This window comes from Mycolicibacterium parafortuitum (genome assembly GCF_010725485.1).
Taxonomy (GTDB): Bacteria; Actinomycetota; Actinomycetes; order Mycobacteriales; family Mycobacteriaceae; genus Mycobacterium.
The window spans coordinates 1,947,926-1,965,322 of record NZ_AP022598.1; the positions used below are offsets into that span (position 1 = coordinate 1,947,926).

Sequence of the window (17,397 nt, forward strand, 5' to 3'; positions counted from 1 at the left end):
CGTCGCGTCAGTCCTCGACGGCGACGCCGCCGCGGGTTCTGCGGCGCCGGCCCAGGACCGTTCCCTTGCCGGTGGGACGCTGGTTACGCAGCTTGCCGTCATCGGGCTCGGTCGGGTCGGGATCGGACTCATCCTCGGCTTTTACCCCGTTCTGACCGGAGCCCACCTCGTCACCGGCGTCGGCTGCCTCGGCTTCGGCGCTCTCCGTCGACTCCACGGACGTCTCGGTGGAATCCTCGTCGGCGGTGTCCTCGTCGGCGTTGTCGTCGGTCTTGTTGCGGCCGCGTCGGCTGGTGCGTTCCTTGACCTTGACCGGTTTCGGGGGCGGCGGCGGCAGCTCGGCGACGAACGCCAGGTAGAACGCGAACATCCCGAGCAGTGCGATCGCGGCGGCGGCGCCGTAGATGCCGAACAACCACTGACCGGCCGAATCCAGCGACAGCCAGATCTCGCTGATGGCGGTGGCGACGATCAGCACGCCGGCCACCACGTGCATCACGATCGAAGTGGTGCGCAGGTTCAGCGCCATCTGCGGCGTGCCGAACTCGGGCTTGCGGGTGCGCACCAGGGTGAACATGACAGGCAGCGCGGCCAGACCGATCAGCGCGCCGGTGACGATGCGCAGCGCGGTGCCGAGTCCCTGCGGTGTCTCACCGAGCAGCTCGGGGGTGCGCGGAAGCACGAAGAAGAAGTAGAGGACCCCGGCGGCGACTGAGAACGATGCGTGCCAGATCACCGCAGCGGTGCGGCCCATACTCCTCCTTGATGGTGTTGCCCGGGGTGCGACCACAAGGCCGTGACCAGGTCGCACCCCGGGCGAGTGCGGAGGATAGGGGATTTGAACCCCTGAGGGCTATTAACCCAACCCGCGTTCCAGGCGAGCGCCATAGGCCACTAGGCGAATCCTCCGCCGGTCATGGTAGCCGACGGCAACGGTGTCTCCCCAAATCCCGCCGTTGAGCTGCTCGCTGATGGCTCTGGAGCGCCGGGGTATTACACTCGCCGTGGACCCCGCGCGGCGTCCATCCTGTGAACTCCCCCAGGGCCGGAAGGCAGCAAGGGTCAACGGGCTCTGGCGGGTGCGCGGGGTCCCCTTGATTTTCCGGCCGGAGTTACCCACCACGGTGAAAGGCGAGCGGTGTCTTTTCATTCGCTGGGCCGCGACGAACTGCGCGCACAGCACGAACTGCAGCAACGCGACTACGCCGAGTTGCAGGCCAAGCGCCTCCGTCTCGACCTGACCCGCGGCAAGCCCTGCAGCGAGCAGTTGGACCTGTCCAACGCCCTGCTCGCGCTTCCCGGCACCGGAACCGACTCGTACCTGGACCGCGACGGCACCGACACCCGCAACTACGGCGGACTGCACGGCCTGCACGAACTGCGTGCGATCTTCGGCGACCTGCTCGGCATCGCGGTGCCGAACCTGATCGCGGGCAACAACGCCAGCCTGGAGTTCATGCACGACGTGATCGTGTACTCGTTGCTGCACGGAGGCGTCGACTCGCCGCGGCCGTGGAGCCAGGAGCCTGTCGTCAAGTTCCTGTGCCCGTCCCCGGGCTACGACCGGCATTTCGCGATCACCGAGAGCCTCGGCATCGAGATGATCGCGGTACCGCTGCGCGACGACGGACCCGACATCGACCTGATCGAAGAACTCGTCGCCGCCGACCCGGCGATCAAGGGCATCTGGTGCGTGCCGGTGTACTCCAACCCGACCGGCACCACCTACTCGTGGGAGACGGCCCGGCGCCTGGTCCAGATGCAGACCGCGGCAAACGATTTCCGCATCATGTGGGACAACGCATACGCGGTGCACACCTTGACCCACGACTTCCCCAAGCAGGTCGACATCCTCGGGCTGGCCGAGGCGGCGAACCATCCCAACCGGCCGCTGGTGTTCGCCTCGACGTCGAAGATCACCTTCGCCGGTGGCGGCGTGAGCTTCCTGGGCGCCTCGTTGGGCAACATCGCGTGGTACCTGCAGCACGCCGGGAAACGGTCGATCGGTCCGGACAAGGTCAACCAGTTGCGCCACGCCCGGTTCTTCGGCGACGCCGACGGGGTGCGGTTGCACATGCAGCGTCACCAACAGTTGATCGCGCCGAAGTTCGCACTCGCGCTGGAGATCCTGGAAGACCGGCTGGCGGACTCGAAGATCGCGTCCTGGACCGAGCCCAAGGGCGGCTACTTCATCAGCCTCGATGTGCTGCCCGGCACCGCCAGGCGCACGGTCGCGCTGGCCAAGGATGCCGGCATCGCCGTGACCGAGGCCGGGTCGGCTTTCCCGTACCGAAAAGACCCGGACGACAAGAACATTCGGATCGCCCCGACCTTCCCCGCCACGTCCGACCTCCGCGACGCGATCGACGGGCTCTCCACGTGTGCGCTGCTGGCGGCCGTCGAGCACCTGCTCGCCGCCGAGTAGTCGGACCGACTGTTCACATGGTCGGCCTCCTCCTCGTCCGCTGGGGCGTCCGCATCGTCGGACCGACTGGGTAGCCTGCTTCCGTGGCTCTCTACCGTAAGTACCGGCCGGCGACATTCGCCGAAGTCGTGGGCCAGGAACATGTCACCGAGCCGCTGTCGACGGCGCTGAACTCGGGCCGCATCAACCACGCCTACCTGTTCTCCGGGCCACGTGGCTGCGGCAAGACCTCGTCGGCGCGCATCCTGGCCCGCTCGCTGAACTGCGCGCAGGGCCCGACGGCCACGCCGTGCGGGGTGTGCGACTCGTGCGTCGCGCTGGCCCCGAACGGGCCCGGCAACATGGATGTCACCGAACTCGACGCGGCCAGCCACGGCGGTGTGGACGACACCCGTGAACTGCGGGACCGCGCGTTCTACGCGCCGGCCCAGTCGCGCTACCGGATCTTCATCGTCGACGAGGCGCACATGGTCACCACGGCCGGCTTCAACGCGCTGCTCAAGATCGTCGAGGAGCCACCCGAGCACCTGATCTTCGTGTTCGCGACCACCGAACCCGAGAAGGTGCTGCCGACCATCCGGTCGCGCACCCACCACTACCCGTTCCGGCTGCTGGCGCCGAAGACGATGCGCACGCTGATCGAGAAGATCGTCGCGTCCGAGAACGTGACCGTCGACGACGCGGTCTATCCGCTGGTGATTCGTGCCGGCGGCGGTTCACCCCGCGACACCCTCAGCGTGCTCGACCAGCTGCTGGCGGGCGCCCAGGGCAATCATGTCGCCTACCAGCGCGCGCTGTCCCTGCTGGGGGCCACCGACCTGGCGCTGATCGACGAGGCCATCGACGCGCTCGCGGCCAACGACTCCGCGGCGCTGTTCGGCGCCGTGGAGGGGGTCATCGACGCCGGGCACGACCCGCGCCGCTTCGCCACCGATCTGCTGGAACGGTTCCGCGACCTGATCGTGTTGCAGGCCGTGCCCGACGCTGTCGCGCGCGGCGTGGTGGACGGACCCGAGGACGTGCTGGAGCGGATGCGTGAACAGGCCTCGCAGCTGGGCACCGCGACGCTGACCCGCTTCGCCGAGGTGGTGCACGCCGGGCTCGGCGAGATGCGCGGCGCGACCGCGCCCCGGCTGCTGCTCGAGGTGATGTGCGCGCGGCTGCTGCTGCCGTCGGCCAGCGATACCGAGGCGGCGCTGCTGCAGCGCGTCGAACGCATCGAGACCCGGCTGGACCTGTCGATCCCGGCCAGCGACGAGATCGCCACGAGCACCCAGGCGCCCCCCCGCAAGCAGTTCGTCCGCAGGAGCGAAGCCGCGTCGGCGTCCACCCCCGCGCCCGCGCCCGAGCCGGAACCCGTGCCGCCGGCCGCGCCCGTCCCGCCGCGCCGGCCCGAGCCCGAACCGGCGCCGAGAGTCGCCGCGCCCGAGCAGGTTCCGGCACCACCACAGCCGGCCGCACCGTCACCTGAGCCAACGCCACCTGCGCCAGCTCAGCCGCCCCGGCAGGCACCAGCTGCTCAGGCTGCACCCGCTGCGCCACCCCCACCGGTGCGCCAGCCCGCCGCCCCGGCCGTCGAGGCGCCGCCGGCGACCCCGGCCGCCGCCGTCGCGGCAGGCGAACCCAATGCGGCCGCGGTGCGCAGCATGTGGCCGACGGTGCGGGAGAAGGTGCGCGAGCGTAGCCGCACCACCGAGGTGATGCTCGCGGGCGCGATCGTGCGTGCGGTCGAGGGAGACACCCTGATGCTGACCCACGAATCGGCGCCGCTGGCCCGGCGGTTGTGCGAACAGCGCAACGCCGACGTGATCAGGGAAGCGCTCAAAGACGCCCTCGGCGTGAACTGGAAGGTGGTGTGCGAGCCGGGAACCGCGGCCGCACCCGCGCCGGCGCGCCCCGAGCCGACCCGCGCGCCCGCCGAGCCTCCGCCATCCCCGGACGGCGACGACGAGGAGAGCATGCTGGCCGAGGCCAGCACGATCGATCCGGCTGCTCCGCGCCGCGATCCCGAGGAAGCGGCGCTGGAGTTGCTGCAGAACGAACTGGGCGCGCGCCGAATCGACGGCTGACCGCGAAGCCGGGTAGCCGGGCTGGGCAGTCGAGCTACGCGGCCTTCTTCTCCTTGAGCACCAGCGCCGGTAGGACCACCGTCGCCAGGGCCGTGACCAACCAGACCACCACGGTCGCGGCGATCCACGATCCGACCCCGCGGATGCTCAGCCCGTTGGAGAACAGCGAGGCGAGCAGCAGCGCGGCGAACGTGGACACCAAACCGATGCCGCCGAGGAACGCCGAAGCGTAGCGGCTGGCCATCTTCAGGAAGAACGGTGACAGGATCGCCTGTGCCACCGTGAAGATCACCACCGCGGTGACGAAACCCCATACCGACAGCGATACCCCGGGTACCAGCCACCCGGCGACGAGCAGCCCGATCGCCGACGACCCCAGGAACACCGCGACACGCAGCAGAAACCGGACCATCCGCGCAGCATAGCCGTCAGGCGTTCCACCAAGGCCGCAAAGGCAGCCCGCCGTCGCGGCCGCGCTCGTCGAGCTTGACGGCCAGCACCTGGTGCAGCTGGATGGCGTTCTGTTCGAAGCCCACCCGCGACGCGGCCATGTAGAGCCCCCACACCTTCGCGGTGGGCAGACCGACCTCGGCGACAGCTTCGTCCCAGTGCTCCACCAGGTTCCGGTTCCAATCGCGCAACGTCATCGCGTAGTGGTGCCGCAGGTTCTCCTCGTGCACGACCTCGAGGCCGACGTCCTGGGCCTCGGTGATGATGCGGCCCGAGCCGGTCAGCTCCCCGTCAGGGAATACGTAGCGGTCGATGAAACCGCCCGCGCTGGCGGTGGAATGGTTGTCGTGGCGGGTGATGCAGTGGTTGAGCAGGAGCCCACCGACGCGCAGCTTCGACTTCAGGAAACGGAAGTACGCGGGATAGTTGGCCACCCCGATGTGCTCGGTCAGGCCGATGGAAGACACTGCGTCGAACTGCGATTCGCGCACATCCCGGTAGTCACCGTGGCGCACCTCGGCGAGCTCGCCGAGGCCCTCCCGCTCGATCGCGGCCGTGGCCCACTCCGCCTGCTCCCTCGACAGGGTCACCCCGACGGCGTGAACGCCGTGGCGCGCGGCGTAGCGCACCATGCCGCCCCAGCCGCATCCGACGTCGAGGAGCCGGTCACCCGGCTTGAGGCGCAGCTTCTCGAACACCAGTCGGTACTTGTTCTCCTGCGCCTCTTCCAGCGTGGCGTCCTGGTGGGGGTAGCACGCGCAGGTGTAGGTCATCGACGGCCCGAGCACCCACCCGTAGAAGGTGTTCGACACGTCATAGTGGTGGTGGATGGCCTCGGCGTCGCGGGTTTTACTGTGCCGCAACCCTTCTGCGATGCGCCGCCAGCGGGGGAGATGCTCCTGGGGTGGCGGCGGGATGATCTTGAGGTGCTCGACCCCGATCGACCTGACCACCTGGGCCAGCACCCGGGCCGGGGGCCGCTTGTATTCGAGCTTGTCGGTCAGCGAGTTGAGCAGGTCGTATGGATCTCCCGGGTGTACCCCGCGAAGCTCGAGGTCACCGGCGATGTAGGCGCGCGCGAGACCGAGATCGCCGGGGGCGGTGGCGAGATAGGTCGTCCCGCGCGGGGTCAGCAGGTCGATCCCGATCTCCGCATCCTCGGGGCCGGTGCTGCTTCCGTCGTAGGCGGTGAACTTCAACGGGAACCGTCCCGCGGCGAAGATCTCCAGCACCTCCGCCAATGTCAGCCGCCGCTCCGGGTTCGGGGTCGGATCGTTGGTCCGCTCACGAAAAGTGGTCATTTCCGCTGTACCGCCTTCGCATAGAGGTCGAGAAAACGGGAGTCCGGGTCGTAGGTCTTCTTGACGGTCTTGTACACCTCTCCGCCGTAGAGCGCATCGAACTCGTCGGCCGAGTAGTACGAATCCGAGTACAGCGACTTGTGGCCGTCGAGTTCACCGACCTTGTGCTCGATCAGCTTGTTGGTGTAACCCTCCTCGGGGCCGACCGGCACCGAGGACCAGAACCCGACATTGACGTAGGTGTGCTGCGGGCGCAGCGGATACAGCGACCAGGACCGGTCGTCGCGCAGGCGCAACGGGCACAACCAGATCGGCTCGATCGGGACGGTGTCGAGGAACCACCGCACGAACTCGGCGGTCCGCTCGATCGGCACCTCGATGTCCTGGACGACGCGCTCGCGCGGAGGCCTGCCGTTGCGCATCTCGATGCGGTCGGCGATGTCGAAGCGCTGGTCGTAACCGATCAGCTTCCAGTAGAAGCTGCTTCGCCGAAGCCGGCGTGGCCAGAACCGCCGGATCCTGGGGTTCTGCGCGCCGAAAGCCCGTGAACACCAGAACCAGTCGGTGTCCCACCGCCACAGGTAGTCGTGGATGGTGAGCCGGTCGTGCTTCTCGCCGTCCGGATGCTGGATCGAGCGGTAGTAGATCTGCGCTCCGGTGTAATCGCTGACCGGACCCGGTGTCGCGGACTGGATTCCGATGCACAGATAGCTCTCGTCGGCGCTGAACACCACGCCGTCGAGGTAGTCGATACGCTCGCCGTCCAGGCCACCGGTCTCGACGATCCGGTCCATCGTCTCGACGAGCTCCGTCAGCGAGTGGAATCGCAGATGGCGAAGCTCGACGAACGGCTTGACCGGCTCCAACTCGATCTTCAACCGGACCGAATAGCCCAGCGTGCCATAAGAGTTCGGGAAGGCGCGGAACAGCTCGGCGTTCTCGTCGGCCGAGGCGCGCACGATGTCGCCTGTTCCGGTGAGGATGTCCATCTCGAGTACGGATTCGTGCGGCAGGCCGTTGCGGAACGACGCCGACTCGATGCCGAGCCCGGTGACGGCTCCGCCGAGGGTGATCGTCTTGAGCTGCGGGACCACCAGCGGTGAAAGTCCGTATGGCAGTGTCGCGGCCACCAGGTCCTCGTAGGTGCACATACCGGCGACGTCGGCGGTGCGGGTTTCGGGATCGACCCCGATGACTCCGCCCAGACCGGAGACGTCCAGGCCCTTGGTGGTGTTCTTGGCCCTGGCGCGGAACAGATTGGACGTGGGTTTGGCCAGCCGGACGGCGGCGTCGGCCGGGATGGCGCGGTAGCTCGCCAACAAACGCTGGACGCCCGCGGTGTATGAAGCTCGTGCGTCGGTCGGGGAAACAGACACACATATACGCTAGTCCGCAGTGGAAGCTGATGCGACCGCACTCGCCAGGCTCACAGACACTGCAAAGACAACTGTGACCCCCGCTTGACAAGGAGTTTGCACTGATGGGACAGGTCAGCGCGTCCAGTACGGTCCTGATCGACGCCGACCCGGAGACGGTGCTCGGTGCCGTCGCGGACTATCAGGCCATGCGCCCGAAGATCCTTTCCGCGCACTACAGCGGCTACCGGGTGCTCGAAGGCGGCCAGGGTGCGGGCACCGTGGCCGAATGGAAGCTGCAGGCGACCAAGTCGCGGTCCCGCGACGTCAAGGCCTCCGTCGACGTCGCCGGCCGGACCGTCATCGAGAAGGACGCGAACTCGTCGATGGTGACCAACTGGACCGTCGCACCGGCGGGTCCGGGCTCGTCGGTGACGGTCAAGACGTCGTGGCAGGGTGCCGGCGGCATCGGCGGCTTCTTCGAGAAGACCTTCGCCCCGCTGGGTCTGCGCAAGATCCAGGCCGAGGTGCTGGGCAACCTCAAGCGTGAGGTCGAGGGCGCCAAGCCCTGACACTTCGCGAGGCGGCTAGGCCTGGCTCAGGAACGCGACGATTCCGCGCACGACCGCGTCGGCGTAGCGCTGCCTGCCCTCGGCGGTCTTCATCAGCGCCGAGTCCACCGGGTTCTTCATGTTGCCGAGCTCGACGAGGATCGACGGGTACTGGGCCAGGTTGAGGCCCGCGATGTCCGTGCGGGGGTTGAGGCCCTGCTGGCCGATGTAGGTGGCCGGTGGAATGCCCGAACCGGCGAGCGCATCGCGCATCACCTTCGCGAACTGCACCGAGGGCCCGGCCTGCGCGGCGTTCAGCGGCGGCGACGAGTAGAGCACGTGGAAGCCGCGTCCGGTGGGCGGGCCGCCGTCGGCGTGTATCGACACGACGGCGTTGGGCCGGACCGAGTTGGCCAGTGCGGCGCGCTCGTCGACGCACGGCCCCGGACCGGTGTCGTCGCCGCGCGACATCGCGGTGCGCACCCCCAGCGCGGTCAGGGCCTGGCGGATGCGCAGTGTGGTGTCCCACGCGAAGGTGTGCTCGGCGAGACCGTCCTCGGTGGAGGTGCCGCTGGCCTGACAGTCCTTGGTGCCGCCGCGGCCGGTCGGCACCTGGCGGCTGAGCCCCTCCATCGAGGCCTGATGGCCGGGGTCGAGGAAGACGATCTTTCCCGCGATGTTGGTGGGCGCCGCTTGCGCCGGTCCGGCGAGGATCGACGATGCAGTGAAAGTCGATGCGGCGAGCATGCCGGCGGCCACCGCGGCCCCGACACGCAGTCTGGCTGGCATGGGCACGGCGACACGGTAGCCCCGCTGCGGACTAGGCTGGAACCCCAAAGTGCCGCTTCACGACGAGCGCAACCAAGTCGAGACCGTGACGCAACCAAACCCGTACAGAGGATCAGCCATGCAGCCCGGTGGACAACCCGATATGTCAGCCCTCCTCGCCCAGGCCCAGCAGGTGCAGCAGCAGCTGATGGAAGCCCAGGAGGCGCTGGCCAACTCCGAGGTGCACGGACAGGCCGGTGGCGGTCTGGTCCAGGTGACGATGAAGGGCAGCGGCGAGGTGACCGGGGTGGCGATCGATCCGAAGGTCGTTGACCCGGAGGACATCGAGACTCTGCAGGATCTCGTGGTCGGGGCGATCGCCGACGCCGCCAAGCAGGTCACCATCCTGGCGCACGACCGGCTGGGGCCGCTCGCGGGCGGCATGGGCGGGCTCGGCCTGCCGGGGATGTGACTTTTTGTTCGAAGGACCTGTCCAGGATCTGATCGACGAGCTCGGCAAGCTGCCCGGGATCGGGCCCAAGAGTGCCCAGCGGATCGCATTCCATCTGCTGTCGGTCGAGCCGCCCGACATCGACCGGCTGACCGCGGTGCTCAACCGGGTGCGCGACGGTGTCACGTTCTGCGCGGTGTGCGGCAACGTCAGCGACGAGGAGCGGTGCCGCATCTGCGGTGATCCGCGCCGGGACGCGTCGTTGATCTGCGTCGTCGAGGAACCCAAGGACGTGCAGGCCGTCGAGCGCACGCGGGAGTTCCGTGGCCGCTACCACGTGCTCGGCGGCGCATTGGATCCGCTGTCCGGGGTCGGGCCGGACCAGCTGCGGATTCGCGAGCTGCTGAACAGGATCGGTGAACGCGTCGACGGCGTGGACGTCGCCGAGGTCATCATCGCGACCGACCCGAACACCGAGGGGGAGGCGACCGCGACCTATCTGGTGCGGATGCTGCGCGACATCCCGGGGCTCACGGTGACGCGCATCGCGTCCGGGCTGCCGATGGGTGGGGATCTGGAGTTCGCCGACGAGCTCACGCTGGGCCGCGCGCTGGCGGGCCGCCGCGCGATGGCCTGACGAACTGCGCGACGAAGTACGCCGAAATCCACCTTTTGCAGGCGGTTACTCGCACTTTCGCTGCAAAACGTGGATTTCGGGACATGTCGGTGGGCGTCGGCATCATGACAGCCATGGACCGGGTGATTCTGGGTGGTGAAGCGGTCAGAGCCGGCGTCGCGACGCGCCACGAACTCGCGTGCGACTACACGCGGCTCTACCGCGGGGTGTTCGTACGCAACGGCATCGAGGTCACCCTGCGGGACCGGGCCATCGGCGCGTGGCTGGCCACGGGACGGAAGGGAGTGATCTCGGGCCGTACCGCGGCGGCGTTGCACGGTGCACCCTGGGTGGATCTCACGATCCCGATCGAGCTGACCGGGGCGAAGGGCAGACCCCAGGAAGGCCTGACTCTGCGCACCGAGACGCTCGCCGCGGACGAGGTGACACGTCGATCGGGCCTGCCCGTCACCACGCGCGTCAGGACCGCGTTCGACCTGGGGCGCCTTCTCGACAGAGCCGAGGCGTTGGTGCGGCTGGACGCTCTGATGTGGAACCAGCGCTACGAGATCGACGACGTTCTCACCCTCGCCGAACGACACCCGCGCGCCCGGGGAGTGATCCAGCTGCGTGAATTGCTTCCGCTGATCGACGGCGGTGCTGCGTCCCCACGGGAGACTCTCATTCGGCTGATGTTGCACGACAACGGATTTCCGAAACCGGAGACCCAGATCCCGGTGTGTGCCGGCGCGAGGCCCGTCGCTTTCCTCGACATGGGGTGGGACGAGTTCGGCGTGGCCGTCGAGTACGACGGTGACCATCACCGCAAGAACCGCGCTCAGTACGTCAAGGACATCGCCCGGCTGCGGATGCTCGAGGAGCAAGGCTGGATCGTCGTCCGCGTCATCGCCGAGGACAAGCCGGCGGCCTGGCTGAAGCGCGTCGAGATCGCCTTGCGAAGCAGAGGATGCCCGCTCACCCTGCGCGCGTCCACACCAGCTGGGATCGTTGCCGCCTAGCTCACACCCGCCGCGGAGCCGCCAATCGCTCGCGACGCAACTGGTCGACCTCCAGAAGGTGCAGCGGCGCAAGGGGGCCCACCACTCGCGTGAGCAGATGATCGGCGAGTTCCGGGTTGCGCGCCAGGCAGCAGCCGTGCAGATACGTCGCGACGACGCTGCCCTGAACCGCACCGTCGATTCCTCCGCCGGCCCGGTTGCCGTCACCCTTGGTCACCGACGCCAGCGGCCGGGCGTCGGCCCCGAGAACCGTTCCACCGCGGTGGTTCTCGAACCCGGTCAGTGGTTGCGTCAGGCCGTCGATCAACGGCGCCGCGGCGACCTCGCCGATCGAGCGTTCCGGCTGCGGTGAGGTCGTCACGTCCAGCACCCCGACACCGTCGACCCGCTCGCCCGCCGACGTCTCGTACCAGTGGCCGAGCACCTGGATCGCGGCGCAGATCGCCAGTACCGGTGCGCCCCGCGAAATCGCCTGCTGCAGTCCGGGGTAACGGATCAGGTGCTTGGTGGCCAGCCGTTGCGCGTAGTCCTCGGCGCCGCCGAGGGTGTACAGGTCCAGTTCGGCGGGCACCGGATCGTCGAGAGTGATCTCGGTGACCTCGGCGTCGATGCCGCGCAGCCGCAACCGCTGCCGCAACACCAACGCGTTGCCGCCGTCGCCGTAGGTGCCCATCACGTCGGGCAGGACCAGCCCGATCCGCACCGTCGATTCGCTCACGAGATACGCCTGTTCAGCTGAAGGAACGCGGTGTAGTTGGCCAGCACCTCGACATGCCCCGGTGGGCAGGACGCGATCGCCGCGACCGTGTCGTGTACCAGCGTGTGCTCGACCCCCGCATAACCGAGCCGCACCGCGAGGTCGGTGCCGCGTTCACCGGCCGCCACGACGGGCACCGATTCGAAATGCTCGAACCGGACGTCCCACAGCCACGACAGGTCCTCCCCGTCGGGCACCCGGCCGTTCACCGCGATCACCACCCCGGCGGCGTCCCGGTCGAGCATCGACAGCGCCTCCTGCCATCCCGCGGGATTCTTGGCCAGCAGCAGCCGCGCGGTGTGCGCGCCGATCTGCACCGTCCGGTACCGGCCCGCGACCTCGTCCACGCTCGACACCGCGGCCACCGCGGCCGCCGGATCGGCACCCAGCGTCACCGCCGCGGCCACCGCCTGGGCCGCGTTGCCCCGGTTCACGGTGCCGGGCAGCCGCAGCGTCATCGGCAGCGTGAACCCGTCCGGTCCATGGATGTGGGTGTCGTCGTACCACCAGGCCGGGTCGGGACGCTTGAACTCGCAGCCCGTCGAATACCAGTGCGCACCGTCGCGCACGATCGTCTCCCCGGACCGGGGGCAGCTCACCGAATCGCTGGCCCAGCCGCCGCCCGCGGCCACCCACACCACGTGCGGATGGTCGTAGGCCGCCGACGTCATCAGCACGTCGTCACAGTTGGCCACCACCACCGCCGACGGGTGGCGTGCCAGCCCCGCCCGCAGTGTGCGCTCGATGTGGTTGATCTCGCCGACGCGGTCGAGCTGGTCGCGGGACAGGTTCAGCAAGGTGATGACCGAGGGCGACACCGCGTCGCTGACATGCGGGACGTGCATCTCGTCGACCTCGAGGGCGGCCAGACGCGCCTCCGGGGCCGCGGCGAGGGCGGCGACCAGTCCGGCGTCCATGTTGGCGCCCTCGGAGTTCGTGGCGACCGGGCCCAGCGTCGCGAGCGCCGCCGCGGTCATCCGCGTGGTCGTGGACTTCCCGTTGGTGCCGGTGATCACGACCGTGCGCCGGCCTTGGGCAAGCTGGCCCAGGATCGACTTGTCCAGCGTCATCGCGACGAGGCCGCCGATCATCGCGCCGGCTCCTCGGCCCGTGACGCGGGACGCCCACCGTGCGCCCGCGCCTGCGGCAAGTGCGAGCCGTCCGCGTCCAGTCACCATTCCCGGCAGTTTAGAAGAGCCGCCGACACGCGGGGCGATGGAGCGGGGCATGTCAGCGCCCCGTGCCATCCTCGGATCATGAGCTCAACCGCTGCCGCTCGCTGGGGCAGGCCCGCCCACGAGGACGGTGCGGGCTGGGCGGTCGTCGACGTCGAGACCTCGGGCTTCCGCCCGGGTCAGGCCCGCGTCGTCAGCGTCGCGGCGTTGGCGCTCTCCGACGACGGCAACGTCGAGAAGAGTCTGTACAGCCTGCTGAACCCGGGCGTCGATCCCGGGCCCACCCACGTGCACGGTCTGACCGCCGAGATGTTGGAGGGGCAGCCGACGTTCGCCGACGTCGTCACCGACCTGAGCGAGGTGCTGCGGGGCCGCACCCTGGTCGCCCACAACGTCGGCTTCGACTACGCGTTCCTGACCGCGGAGGCCGAACTGGTCGGCGCCGCGCTGCCGATCGACTCGGTGATGTGCACCGTCGAGTTGGCGCGCCGCCTCGATCTCGGTCTGGAGAATCTGCGGCTGGAGACGCTGGCCGCGCACTGGGGCGTGACGCAGATGAAGCCGCACGATGCGCTCGACGACGCGATGGTGCTGGCACAGATCCTCAAGCCGGTGCTGGTGCGCGCTCAGGAGCGCCGCAAGTGGCTGCCGGTGCATCCGGTGACGCGCCGCACCTGGCCCAACGGCCGGGTCACCCACGACGAGTTCCGGCCACTGAAGGCGATGGCCGCCAGGATGCCGTGCCCGTACGCCCACCCGGGCCGGTTCGTGCCGGGCAGGCCGCTGGTGCAGGGCATGCGGGTCGCGCTGTCCGCGGAGGTCGGACACACCCACGAGGAGCTCGTCGAGCGCATCCTGCACGCAGGGCTCGCGTTCACCGAGGCGGTGGACGACTTCACCTCGCTGGTGGTGTGCGACGTCGCTGCACCGGAACAGGGCAAGGGGTATCTGGCGAACGAACTCGGGGTGCCGACGCTTTCCAGCACCGAGTTCGTCCGCCAATTGGACACGGTGATCGGTGGGTCGGCCGTCGAGGAGTTCACCGAGCCGTCCCCGTCGGGGGATCAGTTCGCACTGTTCTGATCCCGCCACACCCGCGGCGACGCGCCGTGGACGCGACGGAACTGCCGGGTGAAGTAGCCCTGATCGGCCATGCCGACCCGGCGGGCCACCTCACCGATGCTCAGGTCGGTGCCGCGCAGCAGTGCCCGGGCCTCGGCCATCCGGCGCTCGGCTATCCACGCGCCGACGGTGCGTCCGGTGCGCCGCCGCACCAGCGTCGTGAGATGGCCTGCGGTGAGACCGCATTCGTCGGCGACGTCTCGCAGCGACAGGGGTTCGCCGAGGCGGCGCTCGATGACGTCGAACACCTGGGCCAGCACCGGCTCGTTGCTGCGCCGAAGATCGCCGGGCAGATCGTCGGAGATACGCGCCAGATCGATCAACAGCACGGTCAGATGCGCCAGCGCCGCCTGTTCGTAGCCGTCTCGGCGCTCGGTGAGCTCGGTACGCAGTGCGTCGATCCCGCTGCGCCACAACCGACGCCGGGACGGCGGGACCCGCAGCCGCAGCACTCCGTCGTAGCGGTCGTGCAGGAACGGCGCCAGCAGCGGATGAACCCGCCACGTCGGCCACGGCGAGCGCGGGCCGTCGCCGAGCGCGGCCGGATCGAAGAACACCGCCACCGCCCCCGCGCGGGCGTCGGCGGCCGCCGGATCGACGGGCCTGCCCGCGGCCACCACGTCGACCAGTCCCGCGCCGGGCCGGCAGATCAGCACCGGGAACTCGTGAATGTGCTTGGTGTGCACAGGGAGTGCATCAGGCCCGAGTTTCAGGACCGAGACCGGCGGGCGGGAATGATCGTGCGGGTAGGCGTAGACCGCGATCCCCTGACGGCGGCCGGCGAAGCGGGCGAGCTCGGCCATGAGTCGAAGATAGTCCCAATATCACCGAACAGCGGTCCACATCGGTTGCCGGGCAGCGAACAGCATGGACCACATGACGCAGAATCGTCCGAACCACCACGACTACCTACCCGCCGCCGGACACGACGCCTTCCTGCCCGCCTACGACCTACTGGTCCGCGCACTCGGCGCGCACCGCGTCTACGACGAGCTGATCGAACAGGCCGACCTGGCCGGAGAGGTATTGGAAATCGGCTGTGGCACAGGGAATGTGACACTGCGTGCGGTGCGTGCCGCGCCCGCGGCGCGGATCACCGTCGTCGATCCCGATCCGCGCGCACTCGGACGCGCCCGCCGCAAGGTCGGCGCCGGGCGCGTCCGGTTCGAGGCCGGCTACGCGCAGCGGCTGCCGTTCCCCGACGCGTCGTTCGACCGGGTGGTGTCCTCGCTGATGCTGCACCACCTCGACGAGGACGTGAAGGCCGGCGCGCTGGCCGAGGCCCGGCGCGTCCTGAAACCCGGCGGGATACTGCACATCGCCGACGTCAGAGGCGCCGACCTGCCGAGGGCCGTGACCGCCGCCGGATTCGAGACCGCGGTGCTGGGGCACCGGCGGCTTCGGGTGTTCGGCGCGGTGACGTTCCTGCGAGCCGTGCGGACCGACTCGGCGGTCAGACTACGCCCTGGCGGGCGGCCCGGTTGACCGCCGAGACGACCGCGCGCAGCGAGGCCGTCGTGATCGACGTCGCGATCCCGACACCCCATACGGTCTTGCCGCCGATCTCGGCCTCCACGTAGGCCGCGGCCTGGGCTTCCTCACCGGCGGACATCGCGTGCTCGGAGTAGTCCAGCACGTTGACCGTGAACCCGACCGCACCCAACGCGTCGACGAACGCCGCCAGCGGCCCGTTACCCGCCCCGACGATCTCGCGCTCCTCGCCGGCGATCTTCACGACCGCGGTGATGGTGTCGGTGCCGCCGTCGACCTCGGCGGCATCCACCTTCTGCCGGATCCGCTCCAGCGGCGTGATCGGCGCCAGGTACTCGTCGTAGAACGCGTCCCACATCTCCTTCGGGGAGACCTCGCCGCCCTCGCCGTCGGTGATCTTCTGGATGGCCTGGCTGAACTCGATCTGCAGCCGGCGCGGCAGGGCCAGGCCGTGGTCGGCCTTCATGATGTAGGCGACGCCGCCCTTGCCGGACTGCGAGTTCACCCGGATCACGGCCTCGTAGGTGCGCCCGACGTCCTTCGGGTCGATCGGCAGGTAGGGCACCTGCCACAGCAGATCGTCGACGTCCTTGTCGGCCGCGTCGGCGTCGAACTTCATCGCGTCCAGGCCCTTGTTGATCGCGTCCTGGTGGCTGCCGGAGAACGCGGTGTAGACCAGATCGCCGCCGTACGGGTGCCGCTCGGGTACCGCCAGCTGGTTGCAGTACTCGACGGTGCGGCGGATCTCGTCGATGTTGGAGAAGTCGATCTGCGGGTCGACGCCGCGCGAGAACAGGTTCAGCCCCAGCGTCACCAGGCATACGTTGCCGGTGCGCTCGCCGTTGCCGAACAGGCAGCCCTCGATCCGGTCGGCACCCGCGGCGTAACCCAGTTCGGCTGCGGCGACGGCCGTTCCGCGGTCGTTGTGCGGGTGCAGGCTCAAGATGATGGAGTCCCGCGGGGTCAGGTGCCGGTTCATCCACTCGATCGAGTCCGCGTACACGTTCGGCGTGGCCATCTCGACGGTCGCGGGCAGGTTCACGATCAGCGGCCACTCGGGCGTCGGCTGGATCACCTCGGCGACCGCGTTGCACACGTCGACGGCGTACTCCAGCTCGGTTCCGGTGTAGGACTCGGGGGAGTACTCGTAGCGCCACAACGTGCCCGGGTACTTCTTGGCCTCCTCGACGCACATCCGCGCACCGTCGGTGGCGATCTTCTTGACCGCCTCGCGGTCGGCGCGGAACACCACGCGCCGTTGCAGGATCGACGTCGAGTTGTAGAAGTGCACGATCGCGCGCGGAGCACCCTGGCAGGCCTGGAACGTCTTCTCGATCAGCTCGGGGCGGCACTGTGTCAGCACCTGGATGGTGACGTCGTCCGGGATCGCCCCGTCTTCGATGATCTCGCGGACGAAGTCGTAGTCGGTCTGGCTCGCCGACGGGAAACCGACCTCGATCTCCTTGTAACCCATCCGGACCAGCAGGTCGAACATCCGGCGCTTGCGCTGCGGGCTCATCGGGTCGATCAGCGCCTGGTTGCCGTCGCGCAAATCCACCGCGCACCACATCGGCGCGGTGTCGATGATCTTGTCCGGCCAGGTCCGGTCAGGCAGCCGGATCGGCTCGACCTCCTCGTCGAAGCTGCGGTACCGGTGAACCGGCATCTGCGAACCACGCTGGGTGTTCCACGCGGGCTGGCCGGGATGCGCCGGCCCCGCAGGCGTGGAGATGGTGCGTACCGACGAGAAGGCATCGGCAGAAGGGTGGTAATTCTCAGTCATTTTGGTGCTCCGGTTTGGTCTTGGGGGACTTCAGACCGGCGCATCGCGAACACCCGCGACGGGA

The 17,397-nt window shown here is 68.9% G+C and carries 17 protein-coding genes, 1 tRNA gene and 1 other RNA gene; 9 read left to right on the plus strand and 10 right to left on the minus strand.

Features of this window, described 5'->3' with window-relative positions; all coding sequences use genetic code 11:
- Nucleotides 1–7: 7 nt before the first annotated feature.
- Together lucA and NTM_RS09245 are read right to left on the minus strand one after the other, a co-directional pair.
- Nucleotides 8–754: a lipid uptake coordinator LucA gene (gene lucA / locus NTM_RS09240; protein ID WP_163766119.1), complete on the minus strand. Its 747-nt coding sequence runs from the start codon at nt 752–754 to the stop codon at nt 8–10.
- Between the two features lie 69 nt (nt 755–823).
- A tRNA-Ser gene (locus NTM_RS09245) sits at nt 824–909 on the minus strand.
- Between the two features lie 94 nt (nt 910–1,003).
- On the opposite strand from NTM_RS09245, the gene ffs reads away from it, so the two are divergent.
- From ffs to NTM_RS09260, 3 genes are all read left to right on the plus strand, one after another.
- Nucleotides 1,004–1,098, plus strand: an RNA gene (gene ffs, locus NTM_RS09250) — signal recognition particle sRNA small type.
- Nucleotides 1,099–1,138: 40 nt separating this feature from the next.
- Nucleotides 1,139–2,425 carry an aspartate aminotransferase type Ic gene (locus NTM_RS09255; RefSeq protein WP_163766120.1) on the plus strand — a complete coding sequence of 429 codons (1,287 nt, stop codon included), beginning with the start codon at nt 1,139–1,141 and terminating at the stop codon, nt 2,423–2,425.
- Between the two features lie 83 nt (nt 2,426–2,508).
- Nucleotides 2,509–4,494: a DNA polymerase III subunits gamma/tau gene (locus NTM_RS09260; RefSeq protein WP_163766121.1), complete on the plus strand. Its 1,986-nt coding sequence runs from the start codon at nt 2,509–2,511 to the stop codon at nt 4,492–4,494.
- A gap of 34 nt (nt 4,495–4,528) precedes the next feature.
- Here NTM_RS09260 and NTM_RS09265 read toward each other — a convergent pair whose 3' ends face one another.
- Genes NTM_RS09265 through NTM_RS09275 form a run of 3 tightly spaced genes read right to left on the minus strand, consistent with a single transcriptional unit; the run spans nt 4,529 to nt 7,621 of the window.
- A complete protein-coding gene (locus NTM_RS09265) occupies nt 4,529–4,906 on the minus strand; it encodes a phage holin family protein (protein ID WP_104862711.1) in 378 nt (125 codons plus the stop codon).
- 16 nt (nt 4,907–4,922) lie between these two features.
- The gene (locus tag NTM_RS09270) at nt 4,923–6,245 is read right to left on the minus strand and encodes a class I SAM-dependent methyltransferase (protein ID WP_163766122.1); all 1,323 of its coding nucleotides are present in this window, start codon (nt 6,243–6,245) and stop codon (nt 4,923–4,925) included.
- Nucleotides 6,242–7,621, minus strand: a complete 1,380-nt coding sequence (locus NTM_RS09275) for an FAD-binding oxidoreductase (protein WP_163766123.1) — start codon at nt 7,619–7,621, stop codon at nt 6,242–6,244. The genes NTM_RS09270 and NTM_RS09275 overlap by 4 nt, the downstream gene beginning before the upstream one ends.
- Before the next feature lie 104 nt (nt 7,622–7,725).
- Here NTM_RS09275 and NTM_RS09280 point away from each other — a divergent pair, with 104 nt between their 5' ends.
- Complete coding sequence (locus NTM_RS09280; protein WP_104862708.1) at nt 7,726–8,172, plus strand: SRPBCC family protein; 447 nt, start codon at nt 7,726–7,728, stop codon at nt 8,170–8,172.
- Nucleotides 8,173–8,187: 15 nt separating this feature from the next.
- On the opposite strand, the gene NTM_RS09285 is transcribed toward NTM_RS09280, so the two are convergent.
- The gene (locus NTM_RS09285; RefSeq protein ID WP_163769431.1) at nt 8,188–8,940 is read right to left on the minus strand and encodes an Rv3717 family N-acetylmuramoyl-L-alanine amidase; all 753 of its coding nucleotides are present in this window, start codon (nt 8,938–8,940) and stop codon (nt 8,188–8,190) included.
- A gap of 118 nt (nt 8,941–9,058) precedes the next feature.
- Here NTM_RS09285 and NTM_RS09290 point away from each other — a divergent pair, with 118 nt between their 5' ends.
- From NTM_RS09290 to NTM_RS09300, 3 genes are all read left to right on the plus strand, one after another.
- Nucleotides 9,059–9,391, plus strand: a complete 333-nt coding sequence (locus NTM_RS09290; protein ID WP_163766124.1) for a YbaB/EbfC family nucleoid-associated protein — start codon at nt 9,059–9,061, stop codon at nt 9,389–9,391.
- 4 nt (nt 9,392–9,395) lie between these two features.
- Complete coding sequence (gene recR / locus NTM_RS09295) at nt 9,396–10,007, plus strand: recombination mediator RecR (RefSeq protein ID WP_104862705.1); 612 nt, start codon at nt 9,396–9,398, stop codon at nt 10,005–10,007.
- Between the two features lie 113 nt (nt 10,008–10,120).
- Nucleotides 10,121–11,005, plus strand: a complete 885-nt coding sequence (locus NTM_RS09300) for a hypothetical protein (protein WP_163766125.1) — start codon at nt 10,121–10,123, stop codon at nt 11,003–11,005.
- A 1-nt stretch (nt 11,006) separates the two neighbouring features.
- Here the strand turns inward: NTM_RS09300 and NTM_RS09305 are convergent, their stop codons facing one another.
- Nucleotides 11,007–11,723, minus strand: coding sequence for a type 1 glutamine amidotransferase (locus tag NTM_RS09305; RefSeq protein ID WP_104862704.1), 717 nt, complete (start codon nt 11,721–11,723; stop codon nt 11,007–11,009).
- Nucleotides 11,720–12,940, minus strand: coding sequence for a Mur ligase family protein (locus NTM_RS09310; RefSeq protein WP_163766126.1), 1,221 nt, complete (start codon nt 12,938–12,940; stop codon nt 11,720–11,722). Before NTM_RS09310 ends, NTM_RS09305 begins: the two co-directional genes overlap by 4 nt.
- A 78-nt stretch (nt 12,941–13,018) precedes the next feature.
- Here NTM_RS09310 and NTM_RS09315 point away from each other — a divergent pair, with 78 nt between their 5' ends.
- The gene (locus tag NTM_RS09315; protein WP_163766127.1) at nt 13,019–14,020 is read left to right on the plus strand and encodes a DEDDh family exonuclease; all 1,002 of its coding nucleotides are present in this window, start codon (nt 13,019–13,021) and stop codon (nt 14,018–14,020) included.
- On the opposite strand, the gene NTM_RS09320 is transcribed toward NTM_RS09315, so the two are convergent.
- Nucleotides 14,002–14,862: a helix-turn-helix transcriptional regulator gene (locus NTM_RS09320; RefSeq protein ID WP_163766128.1), complete on the minus strand. Its 861-nt coding sequence runs from the start codon at nt 14,860–14,862 to the stop codon at nt 14,002–14,004. The two genes, NTM_RS09315 and NTM_RS09320, sit on opposite strands and share 19 nt — an antisense overlap.
- A 64-nt stretch (nt 14,863–14,926) precedes the next feature.
- Between NTM_RS09320 and NTM_RS09325 the strand changes: the two genes are divergently transcribed.
- Nucleotides 14,927–15,544: a class I SAM-dependent methyltransferase gene (locus tag NTM_RS09325; protein WP_163766129.1), complete on the plus strand. Its 618-nt coding sequence runs from the start codon at nt 14,927–14,929 to the stop codon at nt 15,542–15,544.
- Here NTM_RS09325 and leuA read toward each other — a convergent pair.
- Nucleotides 15,513–17,333, minus strand: a complete 1,821-nt coding sequence (gene leuA / locus NTM_RS09330) for a 2-isopropylmalate synthase (RefSeq protein WP_163766130.1) — start codon at nt 17,331–17,333, stop codon at nt 15,513–15,515. The genes NTM_RS09325 and leuA overlap by 32 nt on opposite strands.
- Nucleotides 17,334–17,397: the final 64 nt, after the last annotated feature.

Excerpts from the sequence above, each read along its gene's own strand:
- NTM_RS09300 (WP_163766125.1), top strand. The coding sequence starts at position 10,121 with ATGGACCGGGTGATTCTGGGTGGTGAAGCGGTCAGAGCCGGCGTCGCG.
- NTM_RS09310 (WP_163766126.1), bottom strand. The coding sequence starts at position 12,940 with ATGGTGACTGGACGCGGACGGCTCGCACTTGCCGCAGGCGCGGGCGCA.
- leuA (WP_163766130.1), bottom strand. The coding sequence starts at position 17,333 with ATGACTGAGAATTACCACCCTTCTGCCGATGCCTTCTCGTCGGTACGC.
- NTM_RS09320 (WP_163766128.1), bottom strand. The coding sequence starts at position 14,862 with ATGGCCGAGCTCGCCCGCTTCGCCGGCCGCCGTCAGGGGATCGCGGTC.
- NTM_RS09280 (WP_104862708.1), top strand. The coding sequence starts at position 7,726 with ATGGGACAGGTCAGCGCGTCCAGTACGGTCCTGATCGACGCCGACCCG.
- NTM_RS09265 (WP_104862711.1), bottom strand. The coding sequence starts at position 4,906 with ATGGTCCGGTTTCTGCTGCGTGTCGCGGTGTTCCTGGGGTCGTCGGCG.
- NTM_RS09290 (WP_163766124.1), top strand. The coding sequence starts at position 9,059 with ATGCAGCCCGGTGGACAACCCGATATGTCAGCCCTCCTCGCCCAGGCC.
- NTM_RS09270 (WP_163766122.1), bottom strand. The coding sequence starts at position 6,245 with ATGACCACTTTTCGTGAGCGGACCAACGATCCGACCCCGAACCCGGAG.
- NTM_RS09325 (WP_163766129.1), top strand. The coding sequence starts at position 14,927 with ATGGACCACATGACGCAGAATCGTCCGAACCACCACGACTACCTACCC.
- lucA (WP_163766119.1), bottom strand. The coding sequence starts at position 754 with ATGGGCCGCACCGCTGCGGTGATCTGGCACGCATCGTTCTCAGTCGCC.
- NTM_RS09285 (WP_163769431.1), bottom strand. The coding sequence starts at position 8,940 with ATGCCAGCCAGACTGCGTGTCGGGGCCGCGGTGGCCGCCGGCATGCTC.
- NTM_RS09315 (WP_163766127.1), top strand. The coding sequence starts at position 13,019 with ATGAGCTCAACCGCTGCCGCTCGCTGGGGCAGGCCCGCCCACGAGGAC.